Origin of the sequence: Pseudomonas sp. K8 (genome assembly GCF_014889455.1) — a bacterium.
In the GTDB taxonomy this organism is placed as follows: Bacteria; Pseudomonadota; Gammaproteobacteria; order Pseudomonadales; family Pseudomonadaceae; genus Aquipseudomonas; species Aquipseudomonas veronii.
The window spans coordinates 141,946-156,842 of the sequence record NZ_VJWO01000006.1; the positions used below are offsets into that span (position 1 = coordinate 141,946).

Here is a 14,897-nt window from a genome sequence, read left to right on the forward strand (position 1 = left end):
CCCCTTCAAACTCAAGATTTCAATGCGTCGGCAAGGCTCGCGAGTTTGCCGCGAACCGAGCCATCGATAACCAGGTCGCCGGCGCGAATGACAATGCCCCCAATGAGGGATTTGTCTTCCGCAACTTGCAGGCGCACTTCCCGGTCGAGTCGTGCACTGAGAACCTTGGCGAGTTTGTCTTGCTGTTCTTGGTTCAATGCAAAAGCACTGGTCACTTCAACGTCTACCGACTTCTCTTGCTCGGCCTTGAACAGGTCGAACAGAGCGGCAATCTCCGGCAGAAGCGGGAGACGGTCGTTTTCGGCAACGACGTGAATGAAGTTCTGCACTTTCACATCGAACTTGTCGCCGCACACGTCAATAAACGTGGCGGCCTTGTCTGCGCTCGTCAGGCGCGGGGCCTTGAGCACGCGCTGCATGGTGTCGTCTTGCGACACTGCTGCAGCCAGGCCGAGCATGGCTGACCAAGAGGCCAGCTGCTGGTGGGCCTGGGCGTGCTCGAAGGCTGCCTTAGCGTAAGGTCGGGCCAACGTGGTCAGTTCTGCCATGATCGCCCTCGCTTAAATTTCAGCAGCCAGTTTATTAACCAGCTCCGCGTGCGCGTTTTGATCGATTGTGGCACCGAGGATCTTCTCGGCACCGCCGACCGCCAGCGCACCCAGTTGGGCACGCAGCGCGTCTTTGACGCCGTTCAGTTCCTGTTCGATCTCGGCATGAGCCGAAGCCTTCACACGATCAGCTTCGACGCGGGCTTTTTCAACAGCCTCTTCGACGATCTGGTTGCCGCGCTTCTTGGCTTGCTCAATGATTTCAGCTGCCTGTGCTTTAGCATCGCGCAGTTGATGACCCACTTTCTCTTGGGCCAACTCCAGGTCGCGAGCTGCACGGCTGGCAGCGTCCAAACCATCCGCGATCTTCTTCTGACGTTCGTGCAAAGCCGCGATGACCGGAGGCCACACGAACTTCATGCAAAACACTACAAAAATGAAGAACGCAACGGATTGGCCAATCAGGGTTGCATTAATGTTCACGCCAACACCTCGCTCATTCGTTGTCCATCACCCCAATCAACTCGAAAATTCGAGTGATTAGCCAGCGAGTTGACCAACGAAGGGGTTCGCGAAAGTGAAGAACAGAGCGATACCAACGCCGATCATGGTCACGGCGTCGAGCAGGCCGGCGACGATGAACATTTTAACTTGCAGCATTGGAACCATTTCTGGCTGACGCGCTGCGCCTTCCAGGAATTTGCCGCCAAGCAGGCCGAAACCAATGGCAGTACCCAGGGCGCCCAGGCCGATCAACAGTGCAACAGCGATAGCGGTTAGACCAACTACAGTTTCCATCTTTCCTCCCGACTTTTACGTCGTATGGTTTAGGTTTTTTAGATTTTAAAGCGGTAAAACAAATCGTTTCATAGCCCTTTCAGGCCACCTTCCCGTTTTACCGGGAAGGACATCAGACTAGTCGAGACTGGCCTTAATGGTTCTCTTCGTGCGCCATCGACAGGTAGACGATGGTCAGCATCATGAAGATAAACGCCTGCAGGGTGATGATCAGGATGTGGAACACAGCCCACGCCCACTGCAGAACAACGCCCAGGCCGCTAAGCCAGAGCAGACCGCTGCCGAACATCACAGCGATCAGAATGAACACCAGCTCGCCGGCATACATGTTGCCGAACAGTCGCAAGGCCAGGGAGATCGGCTTGGCGACCAGGGTCACGAATTCCAGCAGGAAGTTCACCGGGATCAGCAGGGCTTGAACGAAGATGTTCTTGCTGCCGAACGGGTGCAGGGTCAGTTCGCCGATGAAGCCGCCGATGCCCTTGACCTTGATGCTGTAGAAAATGATCAACGCGAACACCGACAGGGCCATGCCCAGGGTGGCGTTAGGGTCAGTGGTGGACACCGCACGGAATGGAATGTGGTGATCGCCAGTGATCAGGATGGCCAGCTGAGGAATCCAGTCGACCGGAATCAGGTCGACGGCGTTCATCAGGAACACCCAGACGAAGATGGTCAGTGCCAGCGGTGCAATCACCGGGCTACGGCCATGGAAGCTGTCTTTCACGCTGCCATCGACGAATTCGACCAATACTTCAACGAAGTTCTGCAGGGCACCCGGTTGACCGGAAGTCGCCTTCTTTGCCGCCATGCGGAAAATCAGGACGAAAATCAGACCCAATGCGACCGACCAGCCCAGAGTATCCAGGTGGAAAGCCCAGAAGCCCATTTCTTTGGCTTCTGCTGCGGTGTGGGCGAAGCCCCAGCCGCCGTTGGGAAGCTGACCGAAGGTCAGGTTCTGCAAGTGGTGCTGGATATAGCCCGAAGCGGTTGTTTCTGCCATGGTTGCCTCAAACGCCCTAAGGTTTCGAAAGTCTTGTTTTCATTAGCAGGGGAGCGAACCAGCTGACCAGTTGGGTCAACACGAAGACGCTGAATACAGCCAGCGGCGCCAATGGCTTCACACCTGCAAAGGTCAGTGCAAACAGCACTGCCGTCAAAATCAATTTCCCCGCCTCGCCGGCATAAAAAGACCGGACGATGGCCTGGGCTGCTCGGGCGCCGGAAAACCGAAAGGCCCTGTGAGCAAAATACATATTGGGCAGCAAGGCTATCAGGCCTCCGCAGAGTCCCGAGTATCCCGCTACGACTCCATGCCAATACCAAAGCGCCAGTGCGGCGATCAGCAAAATGACAAATTGCGCCAATAGAACCGGGAAAACGGCCAAGCGATGGAACGACGACGTGTTTGGCGTGCGGGTTTCCACCACTCTTGCTCCTCAATGGTCGGCTGCCGGAAATCAATAACTTGGCATAATTTGTGCCGACAAAATGCGCGCAGAGTATAGGGGCGGTTCTGCCCCTATTCAACTGTCAGGTAGTGATTTCCGATCACACGCTACATAAGCAATTGTTTCAGCGGATGTGGGCAAGAACACCCTGAAGCTCATCTAGCGAGTTATAGCCGATGACCAGTTGGCCTTTACCCTTCTTGCCATGCCGAATTTGCACCGCAGAGCCCAGGCGCTCGGCCAGGCGCTGTTCGAGACGCGCGATATCCGGATCAGTTTTGACCGCTTCGACCGGTGCAGGTTTACCACTGAGCCACTGTCGAACCAGGGCCTCGGTCTGACGAACGGTTAGGCCTCGTGCGACAACGTGTCGCGCCCCTTCAACCTGTTGATTTTCCGGTAAACCGAGCAAAGCACGCGCATGCCCCATTTCGAGGTCGCCATGGGAAAGCATCGTCTTGATGACTTCCGGCAGTGCGATCAGGCGCAGCAGGTTGGACACGGTCACGCGGGATTTGCCCACGGCATCGGCCACTTGTTGCTGGGTCAACTGGAATTCCTGCTGCAAACGCTGCAAAGCGATCGCTTCTTCGATCGGATTGAGGTCTTCGCGCTGGATGTTCTCGATCAACGCCATGGCGATGGCGGTTTCATCCGGCACATCGCGCACCATCGCCGGGATGGTTTCCTTGCCGGCCTGTTGGCTCGCGCGCCAGCGGCGTTCGCCGGCGATGATTTCAAAGCGGCCGGCGCCAATCGGGCGGACCACGATCGGCTGCATCACGCCCTGGGCCTTGATCGAGTTGGCCAGTTCTTCCAGCGCCTGCGGGTCCATGTCCCGGCGCGGCTGGTATTTGCCGCGCTGGATCAGGTCCAGCGGCAAGTGCTGCAGCTCGCGCTCGTCGGCCTGTACCGCTTGTTCTTCAAGGGTCGTGACAGTCGGACCACTCAGCAGTGCATCCAGTCCACGTCCGAGACCTCGTTTCTTGACGGCCATGGGGTTTCCTTAAGTTGGCTGGGCTGCAGCGGTACGGGAGTTGCGGCGTTGACGACGAACCATCTCGCCGGCCAATGCCAGGTAGGCAATGGCGCCACGCGAGGACTTGTCATACGCCAGCGCGGGCATGCCATAGCTTGGCGCTTCGGCCAGGCGGATGTTGCGTGGGATCACGGTGTCGTACAACTGATCGCCGAAGTGTTCCTTGAGCTGCGCCGACACATCGTTCATCAGGCTCAGGCGCGGATCGAACATGGTCCGCAGCAGGCCTTCGATCTGCAGGTTCGGGTTGAGCAGTTCGGCGATGCGCTTGATGTTATCCACAAGGTCGCTCAAGCCTTCCAGTGCGTAGTACTCGCACTGCATGGGGATAATCACGCCATCGGCGGCCACCAGCGCATTGAGCGTCAGCATCGACAGCGACGGCGGGCAGTCGATCAAGATGTAATCGTAATTCTCGCGGATCGGCGCCAAGGCGCTGCGCAGACGGCTTTCTTTCATCTGCATTTCCAGCAGCACCACTTCCGCCGCCGTCAGGTCGCGGTTGGCCGGCAGCAGTTGATAACCGCCGTGTTCGGAATAGTGCATGGCCTGGGCCAGGTCGCACTCGCCGATCAGCAAGTCGTAGACCGAGTTTTCCAGGCCGTGTTTATCCACACCGCTACCCATGGTGGCGTTGCCCTGTGGATCGAGATCGATCAACAGCACCCGGCGCTTGGTCGCGACCAGGGATGCTGCGAGGTTGATGCAGGTGGTGGTTTTACCCACGCCACCTTTCTGGTTCGCTATCGCGAATACCTTAGCCATTCTTGCTTGTGTTCCCAATCATGCCGTGCGGCGCAGTATCAGCAGATGGCGTTGGCCTTGGCAACCGGGTACGGCCAAGGCGTGTTCGCTATCGAGGTGGAAGTCTGCCGGCAATGCTAACAGCTCGTCGCTTGGATGAACGCCCTTCATTGCCAGCCAACGTGTGTCGCGGTCGCCTAAGTGGCGGGTCCAGTTGCTGAAATTCTCCATGCTGCTGAAAGCCCGGGAAACAATTCCGTTGAAAGGCTGCGGCGGCGTGAAGGCTTCGACGCGACTGTGGATAACTTGCAGGTTGTCCAGCTTCAGTTCGAGTTTGACCTGGGTCAGGAAGCGGGTCTTCTTGCCGTTACTGTCCAGGCAGGTCACTTGCGACTCGGGAAACAGGATAGCGAGCGGAATGCCGGGCATCCCGCCGCCGCTGCCGACGTCGAGCCAGCGGCCGTTTTCGATGAACGGCATCACGCTCAGGCTGTCGAGCAAGTGGCGCGAGACCATTTCGTCGGGGTCGCGCACCGCCGTCAGGTTGTAAGCCTTGTTCCATTTGATCAACAGGGCCAGGTAGCCGAGCAGCAACTCGTGCTGGGCGGGGCTCAGGTCGACACCCAACTGGCGTGCTCCTGTGGATAACTCTTCGGCGTGTTGCGAGGTGACCAACGAACTCAAGCGCTTTGCTCCAACTGACGGCCCGCGCCGCGTTTTTTCAAATGAATCATCAACAGCGAAATGGCTGCCGGGGTGACACCGGGGATCCGTGAAGCCTGGCCCAGGGTTTCCGGGCGAGTTATCCCCAGCTTGCTTTGGATTTCTTTCGACAGCCCGGAAATCCCGGTGTAATCGATATCCACAGGCAGCTTGGTGTCTTCACTGGCGCGCAGGCGAGCGATCTCGTCCTGCTGGCGATCGATATAACCGGCGTACTTGGTTTTGATCTCGACCTGTTCGGCGACCTGCGGATCGTCTGCGCCGCCGCCGGTCACTTCAATCAGACCAGCGTAGTCGATTTCCGGACGGGACAGCAGGTTCAGCAGGTTGTACTCGTGGGTCAGCGGCGTGCCGAATTTTTCGGCTATCGCGTCGCCCTGCTCGGTACCCGGGCGAACCCAGGTGCTTTTCAGGCGCTGCTCTTCCAGGTCGATACTTTCGCGTTTCTTGCAGAAAGCCGCCCAACGCGCGTCATCCACCAGGCCCAACTCGCGGCCTTTTTCGGTCAGGCGCAGGTCGGCGTTGTCTTCGCGCAGGATCAGACGGTATTCCGCTCGCGAAGTGAACATCCGGTACGGTTCCTGGGTACCCAGGGTGATCAGGTCGTCGACCAACACGCCGATATACGCTTCATCGCGACGCGGGCACCAGCTGTCTTTGCCCTGAGCGCGCAACGCGGCGTTGGCCCCGGCCAGCAAACCTTGGGCGCCGGCTTCTTCGTAACCGGTGGTGCCATTGATTTGCCCGGCGAAAAACAGACCGCCGATCACTTTGGTTTCCAGGCTGTATTTCAGGTCACGCGGGTCGAAGTAGTCGTACTCGATGGCGTAGCCGGGACGCACGATGTGCGCGTTTTCCATGCCGCGAATCGATTGCACGATCTGGATTTGCACGTCGAACGGCAGGGAAGTGGAAATCCCGTTCGGGTACAGCTCGTGAGTGGTCAAGCCTTCGGGCTCGATGAAGACCTGGTGGCTTTCCTTGTCGGCAAAGCGGTGGATCTTGTCTTCGATCGACGGGCAGTAACGCGGGCCGATGCCTTCGATTACCCCGGAATACATCGGCGAACGGTCGAGGTTCGCGGCAATGATTTCGTGGGTACGCGCATTGGTGTGGGTAATCCAGCAGCTCACCTGTTTCGGGTGCTGCTCTTTCGAACCCATGAACGACATCACCGGAATCGGCGTATCGCCGGCCTGCTCGGTCATCACCGAGAAATCCACCGAACGCCCATCGATCCGCGGCGGCGTACCGGTTTTCAGGCGACCGACGCGCAGCGGCAGTTCGCGCAGGCGTTGTGCCAGGGCAATCGACGGCGGATCGCCGGCGCGGCCACCGGAATAGTTCTGCATGCCGATGTGGATAAGTCCACCGAGGAACGTGCCGGTGGTCAACACCACGGATTCAGCGAAGAAACGCAGGCCCATCTGGGTGACAACACCGCGGACCTGGTCTTGTTCGACGATCAGGTCATCGGCTGCCTGTTGAAATATCCACAGGTTCGCCTGGTTTTCCAGGGTTTCGCGTACCGCCGCCTTGTACAGGATGCGGTCGGCTTGTGCCCGGGTCGCACGCACGGCTGGGCCTTTGCGGCTGTTCAGCACACGAAATTGAATACCCCCTTTGTCGGTGGCCATGGCCATCGCGCCGCCAAGGGCGTCGATTTCCTTGACCAGATGGCTTTTGCCAATGCCGCCAATGGCAGGGTTGCAACTCATGGCACCAAGGGTTTCCACGTTGTGCGTCAGCAACAGGGTTTTTGCACCCATGCGTGCTGAGGCCAGTGCTGCCTCGGTACCGGCATGACCGCCGCCGATGACGATCACTTCAAAACGGGAAGGGAAATCCACCACGCACCTCGTGCCTGCTTATGTAGGTAATTAGGAATTGATTGATTGAGCTGGTTTTAGAGCTTTGGCGGCCAGTATAGGGACTTAGCCCTTCCTAAAGAACCCTTTGCACAAAATTTAACCAGCTGTGGATGAATCACAGACAATAGAAATTAAAAGAGAGAAAGATATTAAATCTTTGTTTTTATGTTTATTTATACTGAGCCTACTTTCTGTGGATAGATTGCTACAGCCCTTTATTTACGTAATGTACAGAGATTCAAAAGTCTGTGGTCATGTGTCCATGAGCGGCGTGGATAAGTGCTTTAAGCCTGTGGATTAAACAGGCTGTTATCCACAGAGGGGTTTTCGCTCAGGTTTCAAGCCCTGTTATCAACCGGGCACAGGCGCGGTTATTCACAGGGCTTAATCCACAGAAATTGCTGCGCCAACGCAAATCGCGCCCACGGCGAGGCCACCAATGGCTGGGTCAGGAGTGCAGAAAGAGAGGAAATCGGCTGAAACAAGAGAAACAGACAGGCACGAATGGCCTGTCTGTGGACAACGAAGGTCTATTTACCGATACAGAAGCTGGAAAAGATCCGCCCCAGCAGGTCATCCGAGCTGAATGCCCCGGTGATCTCGCCCAATAGCTGCTGCGCCTGGCGTAAATCCTCAGCCAGCAGCTCACCGGCGCCTGCCAAGGTCAGCTGCGCCCGACCATGCTCCAGGGCCGCGCTGGCATGGCGCAGCGCCTCCAGGTGCCTGCGACGGGCGCTGAAGCTGCTTTCCGACGTCTGCTCATAGCCCATGCAGGCTTTGAGGTGTTCGCGCAGCAACTCCAGGCCATCCCCGGCCGACTTGGCACTCAGGCTGATCGTGACGTGGCCATCCTCGCTGGTCTCCATGGCAATGGCTTCGCCGGTCAGGTCAGCCTTGTTGCGGATCAAGGTGACTTTGGCCGGGTCGGGCCGTTGCTCGAGGAATTCCGGCCACAGGGCGAAAGGGTCCACCGCCTCGGGCGCGGTGGCGTCTACCACCAGCAGCACGCGGTCGGCTTCGCCGATGGCCTTGAGGGCGCGTTCCACGCCGATCTTTTCCACCTGGTCGTCGGTGTCACGCAGCCCGGCCGTATCGACGACGTGCAGCGGCATGCCGTCGATGTGGATATGTTCGCGCAGGATATCCCGGGTGGTGCCGGCAATCTCGGTGACGATCGCCGCTTCACGGCCCGCCAGGGCATTGAGCAGGCTGGATTTGCCCGCATTGGGGCGCCCGGCAATCACCACGGTCATGCCGTCGCGCAACAACGCGCCCTGCCCGGCTTCGCGCAGTACTGTGGATAACTCGTCGCGGACTTTATCCAGCATCGCCAACACATGGCCATCGGCGAGGAAGTCGATTTCTTCTTCCGGAAAATCAATCGCCGCCTCCACATAGATGCGCAGGCTGATCAGTTGCTCGGTCAAGTTATGCACGCGCAGGGAAAACGCGCCCTGCAGTGAGCGCAAGGCGTTGCGCGCCGCCTGTGCAGAACTGGCCTCGATCAAATCGGCAATGGCTTCGGCCTGGGCCAGGTCGAGTTTGTCGTTGAGGAATGCACGCTCGCTGAATTCTCCAGGCCGGGCCAGGCGACAGCCCAGTTGCAGGCAGCGCTGCAGCAGCATATCCAGCACGACGGGGCCGCCGTGGCCCTGCAATTCAAGGACGTCTTCACCGGTAAAGGAATTCGGCCCCGGGAAATAGAGGGCCAGGCCTTCGTCCAGCACCTGGTTATCCGCATCCAGAAACGCGCCGTAATGGGCGTAGCGCGGTTTCAACTCACGACCGCTGATGGCCTTGGCGGCCATGCCGGCGAGCGGCCCGGAAATTCGAACGATACCGACACCGCCGCGACCTTGGGCGGTAGCGACAGCAGCGATGGTTTCACGAGGAGCGCTCATCAGCAGGTTCCAGAACAAAAGTGACGGAAAGCAAAACGCCCCACTAGGGGGCGTCTTGAGTGGTTATCCACAGAGTAAGTTACGCCGCGGCTTTTTTGGTAGCCGCTTCGATCTTACGTGTGATGTACCACTGTTGAGAGATCGACAACACGTTGTTGACCACCCAGTACAGCACCAGACCAGCCGGGAACCACAGGAAGAAGAAGGTGAAGATGATTGGCATCATTTTCATTACCTTGGCCTGCATCGGATCCGGCGGAGTCGGGTTCAGACGCTGCTGGATGAACATGGTCGCGCCCATGATGATCGGCAGGATAAAGAACGGGTCTTTGATCGACAGGTCAGTTATCCACAGCATGAACGGTGCCTGGCGCATTTCCACGCTTTCCAGGAGTACCCAGTACAGCGACAGGAATACCGGCATCTGCACCAGAATCGGCAAGCATCCACCCAGCGGGTTGATCTTCTCTTTCTTGTACAGCTCCATCATGGCCTGCGACATTTTCTGCCGGTCGTCGCCATGTTGTTCTTTCAGCGCGGCCAGTTTCGGGGCCACGGCACGCATGCGCGCCATCGACTTGTAGCTGGCGGCCGACAGTGGGAAGAAGATCCCCTTGATCAGCATCGTCAGGAAGATGATCGAGAAGCCCCAGTTGCCGACGATGCTGTGGATATGTTGCAGCAGCCAGAAGATCGGCTGGGCAATGAACCACAGGATGCCGTAATCCACAGTCAGTTCCAGACCTGGGGATAACTCTTTGAGCACTGCCTGGCTTTTCGGGCCGGCGTACAGGGTCGCGGTGGTTTCAGCCTTGGCGCCTGGAGCAACGGTCAACGTCGGGCCAGTAAAGCCGATGATGTAGTTGCCCTGGCTGTCCTTGCGGGTCTGAACCAGGTTGGCTTCACCCTTGTTCGGGATCCACGCGGTCACGAAGTAGTGTTGCAACCAGGCAACCCAACCACCCTGCACGGTTTCTTTCAGCGCGCCCTTGTCGATATCTTTCATCGACACTTTTTTGTACGGCTCGTTACTTGTCCACAGGGCGGCGCCCAGGTAAGTCGCGGTGCCGGTGGCAGTGCTGGAAGAAGGATCGGAGCTGCCATCACGCTTGAGCTGGGCAAACAGGTTGCCGCTCCACGGTTTGTCGCTTTCGTTGTCGATCAGGTAAGTGACCTTCAAGTCGTACAAACCGCGGGTGAAGCTGAAGCGTTTGATGTAGTTGACGCCGTCGAGGCTGAATTTCAGGTCGACGTTCAACTGGTTCTGGCCGTCAGCCAGTTGATAAGTCTTCTGTTCGGTCGAATAAACCGGACGACCGGTAGCACGCGCATCCGGACCGTTGGTGCCGGTCAGGCCGCTTTGTGCCAGATAAACGCGTTCGCCGCCGTTATCGAACAGCTGGAACGGAACATCCGGATGGTCTTGGCGACGTGGATACAGCGGCAGTTTCAGCTGCGCGATATCACCACCTTGTGGATCGATAGCCAGGTCGAGCACATCCGTTTTCACATGGATGAGGTCTTTATTGGTGACAACTGGCGTTTCTACAGGGGCGCTTGTCTCGCCATTCGCGCTGGGAACATCGGCACTCGCGGACGCATTGTTACCCAGCGGGGTGTCCGGAATAGCCGGCGCAGCCTGATTGGCAGCAACATTCTGAGTCGGCAGGGCAGCTTGGCCGTAGTCCTGGTTCCACTTAAGAACCATGACGTAGGACACGATTGCCAGGGCGACGATCAGGATCGTGCGTTTAATATCCATGATTACTCGGCCATCGAAGAAGAACGGGAGGTAGGGATAGGTGGAACCGGGTCATAACCACCGGGATTCCACGGATGACAGCGACCTAAACGACGAAAGGTCAGCCAGCCACCGCGCAGAAGACCATGATTTTCTATGGCCTCTAACGCGTAGCAGGAACAACTGGGGTAGAAACGACAGTGGTTGGCCATCAGAGGACTAATGGCATAGCGGTAAAACTGGATCGGAACGAGTGCCAGTTTACGCATCAAGGCTGTCTACCCCTACAGTTTCGGTGCTGACTGCTGGTGCTGGTTTGTTGGTACGCGCCAGACGTTTCCAGAGCTTGCCGAAATGCTGAATCAATTCGGGGTTTTCTACGTCCCCCAAGCCTTTGCGCGCGACGATAACAATATCCCAACCAACCAGAGTGTCCTGGTGGAGGCGAAACGATTCGCGCATCAGACGCTTGAGGCGATTGCGCTCAACGGAGAGCTTTACGCTCTTCTTGCCGATCACCAACCCGAGACGGGGGTGATCCAGATCGTTGTTACGCGCAAGGAGCAGGAGATTTTTCCCCGGAACCTTGCCGGTGGGGGAGTCAAAGACTGCCTTGAAGTGCCGGGGGGTAAGCAGACGCTTTTCCCGACTGAAGTCCTGACTCACCACCAGTACCGGATTATCAAACTGCCAGACGCGCACGACCTTTGGCGCGGCGACGCGACAGGACAGCACGGCCGTTCTTGGTAGCCATGCGAGCACGGAAGCCGTGGGTACGGGCGCGTTTGATGGTGCTTGGTTGGAAAGTACGTTTCATGGCGTTGTTACCTGGTTCGTCCACAACGGGCCGGAATGGCCCCCGTTTTAAGAGACCGGCGATTCTAGAGAAAGCAAGCCTCTAGGTCAATTTCCAACCAGCTTTTCCTTCAATTAGATCTTTACAGGCAATCCGCCCTTTTTTGTCCAGCGAGCTTCCAAGGGCAATGCCATAGATATAAAAATAAAGAAGGAAGTTATTTAAAGCTTTTCTGTAAAGCTTATAAAAGCTAGGCAGGCATTCCTCTGTGGATAACTGCCTTTAGGCCTTATTCCACGTGATGTACAGAGAATGACAACACGGGGGAGAAACGGTGCTCTGCCTGTGCTGCGCTGTCGGATAAGCTGTGGGTGGAATGGGTTGTTATCCACAGGCCAGTTACCCACAGACTTTCGACCCCACTTGTGCAACGAGCTCAGGGGCGCTTATCCACAGAGCTTATGCACAGACCATTGGTCGCCTTTATTCACGTTAAGGCGTTGTTTTTGGCTGACCTGTGCGCAACCTACATGTGGATAAGTGGGCGGCCGACCGCTACAATGGCGGCTGTTTTTGCCTCACCGGCTTTCAACTTAGGGGATATCCGTGTCAGTGGAACTTTGGCAGCAGTGCGTAGAGCTTTTGCGCGATGAGCTGCCTGCCCAGCAATTCAACACCTGGATCCGTCCGCTACAGGTCGAAGCCGAAGGCGACGAGTTGCGCGTCTACGCACCCAACCGTTTTGTTCTCGACTGGGTCAACGAGAAGTACCTGAGCCGCGTTCTCGAATTGCTCGATGAACATGGCAACGGCCTCGCGCCCGTGCTCTCCTTATTAATAGGCAGCAAACGTAGCTCCGCGCCTCGCGCTGCGCCGAATGCGCCATTGGCGGCTGCCGCGTCGCAAGCCCAGGCGGTGACGGCTCCGGTCAACCACGCGCCGGCTCCCGCGCCGACGCCTTCGAAATCGTCGGCCCAGAAAAACGCGCCGGCCAATGAAGAGCCGTCCCGCGACAGCTTCGATCCGATGGCGGGTGCCAGTTCCCAGCAAGCACCGGTTCGCGCCGAGCAGCGCACCGTGCAGGTCGAAGGCGCGCTCAAGCACACCAGCTACCTGAACCGCACCTTTACCTTTGAGAACTTCGTCGAGGGTAAATCCAACCAGCTGGCCCGCGCGGCCGCCTGGCAAGTCGCCGACAACCCCAAGCACGGTTACAACCCGCTGTTCCTTTATGGTGGCGTTGGCCTGGGTAAGACGCACTTGATGCACGCGGTGGGTAACCATCTATTAAAGAAGAACCCGAATGCCAAGGTCGTGTACCTGCACTCGGAGCGCTTCGTGGCTGACATGGTCAAGGCCCTGCAGCTCAACGCTATCAACGAGTTCAAGCGGTTCTACCGTTCCGTGGATGCCTTGCTGATCGATGACATTCAATTCTTCGCGCGCAAGGAACGTTCCCAGGAAGAGTTTTTCCACACCTTCAACGCCCTGCTCGAAGGCGGCCAGCAGGTCATCTTGACCAGCGACCGCTACCCGAAGGAAATCGAAGGCCTGGAAGAACGCTTGAAGTCGCGCTTCGGCTGGGGCCTGACCGTGGCGGTCGAGCCACCGGAGCTGGAAACCCGCGTGGCGATCCTGATGAAAAAGGCCGATCAGGCCAAAGTCGATCTGCCCCACGACGCTGCGTTCTTCATCGCCCAACGCATTCGCTCCAACGTGCGTGAGCTGGAAGGCGCGCTCAAGCGGGTCATCGCGCACTCGCACTTCATGGGCCGCGACATCACCATCGAGCTGATTCGCGAATCCCTGAAAGACCTGCTGGCTCTGCAGGACAAACTGGTGAGTGTGGATAACATCCAACGCACCGTGGCCGAGTACTACAAGATCAAGATTTCCGATCTGCTGTCCAAGCGCCGTTCGCGCTCGGTGGCACGTCCGCGTCAGGTGGCCATGGCACTCTCCAAAGAGTTGACCAACCACAGCCTGCCGGAAATCGGCGATGTCTTCGGTGGTCGCGACCACACCACGGTCTTGCACGCATGCCGCAAGATCAACGAGCTTAAGGAATCCGACGCGGATATTCGCGAGGACTACAAGAACCTGCTGCGTACACTGACTACTTGATGACACCAGCGCAGCTTATTAAGGCAAGGGACTAGACCATGCACTTCACCATTCAACGCGAAGCCCTGTTGAAACCCCTGCAACTGGTCGCAGGCGTCGTCGAGCGCCGACAGACCTTGCCGGTGCTTTCCAACGTATTGCTGGTTGTCGAGGGCCAGCAATTGTCCTTGACCGGCACCGACCTGGAAGTCGAACTGGTGGGTCGCGTTCAGCTGGAAGAGCCCGCTGAACCTGGCGAGATCACCGTGCCCGCGCGCAAGCTGATGGATATCTGCAAAAGCTTGCCCAACGACGCGCTGATCGACATCAAGGTCGATGAGCAGAAGCTGGTGGTCAAGGCCGGCCGCAGTCGCTTCACCTTGTCGACGTTGCCGGCCAATGACTTCCCGACTGTGGAAGAAGGCCCGGGTTCGCTGACCTGCAGCCTGGAGCAAAGCAAACTGCGTCGTTTGATCGAGCGAACCAGCTTCGCCATGGCCCAGCAGGACGTGCGCTATTACCTCAACGGTATGTTGCTGGAAGTGTCGGAAGGCATTATTCGCGCCGTGGCCACCGACGGTCACCGCCTGGCCATGTGTTCGATGAAGGCCGATATCGGTCAGCCGGACCGTCATCAGGTGATCGTGCCGCGCAAAGGTATCCTTGAACTGGCGCGTCTGCTCACCGAGCCGGACGGTATCGTCAGCATCGTCCTGGGCCAGCATCACATCCGCGCCACCACCGGCGAGTTCACCTTCACCTCCAAGCTGGTTGACGGCAAGTTCCCGGATTACGAGCGTGTACTGCCTAAGGGTGGCGACAAGCTGGTGGTCGGTGATCGTCAGGCCCTGCGTGAGGCGTTCAGCCGTACTGCGATTCTGTCCAACGAAAAGTACCGGGGTATTCGCCTGCAATTGGCCAACGGCCAACTGAAGATCCAGGCCAACAACCCGGAACAGGAAGAAGCGGAAGAAGAAGTGGGCGTCGACTACAACGGCGGCTCGCTGGAAATCGGCTTCAACGTGAGCTACTTGCTCGACGTGCTGGGTGTGATGACCACCGAACAGGTTCGCCTGATTCTGTCCGACTCCAACAGCAGTGCGCTGGTGCAAGAATCCGATAACGATGACTCGGCTTACGTTGTTATGCCGATGCGTCTGTAATCATGCTCAGCAGAAGCTA

Annotated in this window: 16 protein-coding genes; 2 read left to right on the forward strand and 14 right to left on the reverse strand. The window is 57.8% G+C overall.

The annotated features are described in order from the left end of the window. Positions 1–11: 11 nt before the first annotated feature. The 14 genes from INT12_RS06650 to rpmH form a co-directional block, all read right to left on the reverse strand. On the reverse strand, positions 12–548 hold the full coding sequence (locus INT12_RS06650; protein WP_193058795.1) for a F0F1 ATP synthase subunit delta: 537 nt from the start codon (positions 546–548) through the stop codon (positions 12–14). A gap of 12 nt (positions 549–560) precedes the next feature. Next, positions 561–1,031: a F0F1 ATP synthase subunit B gene (locus INT12_RS06655; RefSeq protein ID WP_015886647.1), complete on the reverse strand. Its 471-nt coding sequence runs from the start codon at positions 1,029–1,031 to the stop codon at positions 561–563. Between the two features lie 57 nt (positions 1,032–1,088). After that, complete coding sequence (gene atpE, locus INT12_RS06660) at positions 1,089–1,346, reverse strand: F0F1 ATP synthase subunit C (RefSeq protein WP_002555987.1); 258 nt, start codon at positions 1,344–1,346, stop codon at positions 1,089–1,091. Between the two features lie 133 nt (positions 1,347–1,479). Further along, positions 1,480–2,349 (reverse strand): F0F1 ATP synthase subunit A, encoded by an 870-nt coding sequence (gene atpB / locus INT12_RS06665; RefSeq protein ID WP_017848936.1) that lies wholly within the window; start codon positions 2,347–2,349, stop codon positions 1,480–1,482. Between the two features lie 16 nt (positions 2,350–2,365). Next, positions 2,366–2,773 carry a F0F1 ATP synthase subunit I gene (locus tag INT12_RS06670; RefSeq protein WP_026140275.1) on the reverse strand — a complete coding sequence of 136 codons (408 nt, stop codon included), beginning with the start codon at positions 2,771–2,773 and terminating at the stop codon, positions 2,366–2,368. A gap of 148 nt (positions 2,774–2,921) precedes the next feature. Continuing rightward, a complete protein-coding gene (locus INT12_RS06675; protein WP_017848938.1) occupies positions 2,922–3,794 on the reverse strand; it encodes a ParB/RepB/Spo0J family partition protein in 873 nt (290 codons plus the stop codon). Between the two features lie 9 nt (positions 3,795–3,803). Then, on the reverse strand, positions 3,804–4,601 hold the full coding sequence (locus tag INT12_RS06680; protein WP_016978715.1) for a ParA family protein: 798 nt from the start codon (positions 4,599–4,601) through the stop codon (positions 3,804–3,806). An 18-nt stretch (positions 4,602–4,619) separates the two neighbouring features. Continuing rightward, entirely contained in the window at positions 4,620–5,264 is a 645-nt protein-coding gene (rsmG, locus tag INT12_RS06685; protein WP_026140276.1) for a 16S rRNA (guanine(527)-N(7))-methyltransferase RsmG, read from the reverse strand. After that, entirely contained in the window at positions 5,261–7,153 is a 1,893-nt protein-coding gene (gene mnmG / locus INT12_RS06690) for a tRNA uridine-5-carboxymethylaminomethyl(34) synthesis enzyme MnmG (protein ID WP_057004955.1), read from the reverse strand. Before mnmG ends, rsmG begins: the two co-directional genes overlap by 4 nt. Positions 7,154–7,704: 551 nt before the next feature. Further along, on the reverse strand, positions 7,705–9,075 hold the full coding sequence (gene mnmE, locus INT12_RS06695) for a tRNA uridine-5-carboxymethylaminomethyl(34) synthesis GTPase MnmE (protein ID WP_017848941.1): 1,371 nt from the start codon (positions 9,073–9,075) through the stop codon (positions 7,705–7,707). A 79-nt stretch (positions 9,076–9,154) separates the two neighbouring features. Further along, on the reverse strand, positions 9,155–10,837 hold the full coding sequence (yidC, locus tag INT12_RS06700; protein WP_046484436.1) for a membrane protein insertase YidC: 1,683 nt from the start codon (positions 10,835–10,837) through the stop codon (positions 9,155–9,157). Between the two features lie 2 nt (positions 10,838–10,839). Then, a complete protein-coding gene (gene yidD, locus INT12_RS06705) occupies positions 10,840–11,085 on the reverse strand; it encodes a membrane protein insertion efficiency factor YidD (RefSeq protein ID WP_003213574.1) in 246 nt (81 codons plus the stop codon). Beyond that, entirely contained in the window at positions 11,078–11,482 is a 405-nt protein-coding gene (gene rnpA / locus INT12_RS06710; protein WP_010565857.1) for a ribonuclease P protein component, read from the reverse strand. Before rnpA ends, yidD begins: the two co-directional genes overlap by 8 nt. Before the next feature lie 16 nt (positions 11,483–11,498). Then, positions 11,499–11,633 carry a 50S ribosomal protein L34 gene (gene rpmH / locus INT12_RS06715; protein WP_003213577.1) on the reverse strand — a complete coding sequence of 45 codons (135 nt, stop codon included), beginning with the start codon at positions 11,631–11,633 and terminating at the stop codon, positions 11,499–11,501. Positions 11,634–12,218: 585 nt separating this feature from the next. Between rpmH and dnaA the strand changes: the two genes are divergently transcribed. Both dnaA and dnaN read left to right on the forward strand, forming a co-directional pair. Continuing rightward, positions 12,219–13,736, forward strand: a complete 1,518-nt coding sequence (dnaA, locus tag INT12_RS06720) for a chromosomal replication initiator protein DnaA (protein ID WP_026140277.1) — start codon at positions 12,219–12,221, stop codon at positions 13,734–13,736. A gap of 38 nt (positions 13,737–13,774) precedes the next feature. After that, positions 13,775–14,878, forward strand: a complete 1,104-nt coding sequence (dnaN, locus tag INT12_RS06725) for a DNA polymerase III subunit beta (protein ID WP_017848945.1) — start codon at positions 13,775–13,777, stop codon at positions 14,876–14,878. The last annotated feature ends 19 nt before the right edge of the window (positions 14,879–14,897 follow it).

Coding starts and splice junctions, on each gene's coding strand:
- INT12_RS06650 (WP_193058795.1), bottom strand. CDS start 548: ATGGCAGAACTGACCACGTTGGCCCGACCTTACGCTAAGGCAGCCTTC.
- yidC (WP_046484436.1), bottom strand. CDS start 10,837: ATGGATATTAAACGCACGATCCTGATCGTCGCCCTGGCAATCGTGTCC.
- dnaN (WP_017848945.1), top strand. CDS start 13,775: ATGCACTTCACCATTCAACGCGAAGCCCTGTTGAAACCCCTGCAACTG.
- INT12_RS06680 (WP_016978715.1), bottom strand. CDS start 4,601: ATGGCTAAGGTATTCGCGATAGCGAACCAGAAAGGTGGCGTGGGTAAA.
- atpB (WP_017848936.1), bottom strand. CDS start 2,349: ATGGCAGAAACAACCGCTTCGGGCTATATCCAGCACCACTTGCAGAAC.
- INT12_RS06675 (WP_017848938.1), bottom strand. CDS start 3,794: ATGGCCGTCAAGAAACGAGGTCTCGGACGTGGACTGGATGCACTGCTG.
- mnmE (WP_017848941.1), bottom strand. CDS start 9,075: ATGAGCGCTCCTCGTGAAACCATCGCTGCTGTCGCTACCGCCCAAGGT.
- rpmH (WP_003213577.1), bottom strand. CDS start 11,633: ATGAAACGTACTTTCCAACCAAGCACCATCAAACGCGCCCGTACCCAC.
- atpE (WP_002555987.1), bottom strand. CDS start 1,346: ATGGAAACTGTAGTTGGTCTAACCGCTATCGCTGTTGCACTGTTGATC.
- yidD (WP_003213574.1), bottom strand. CDS start 11,085: ATGCGTAAACTGGCACTCGTTCCGATCCAGTTTTACCGCTATGCCATT.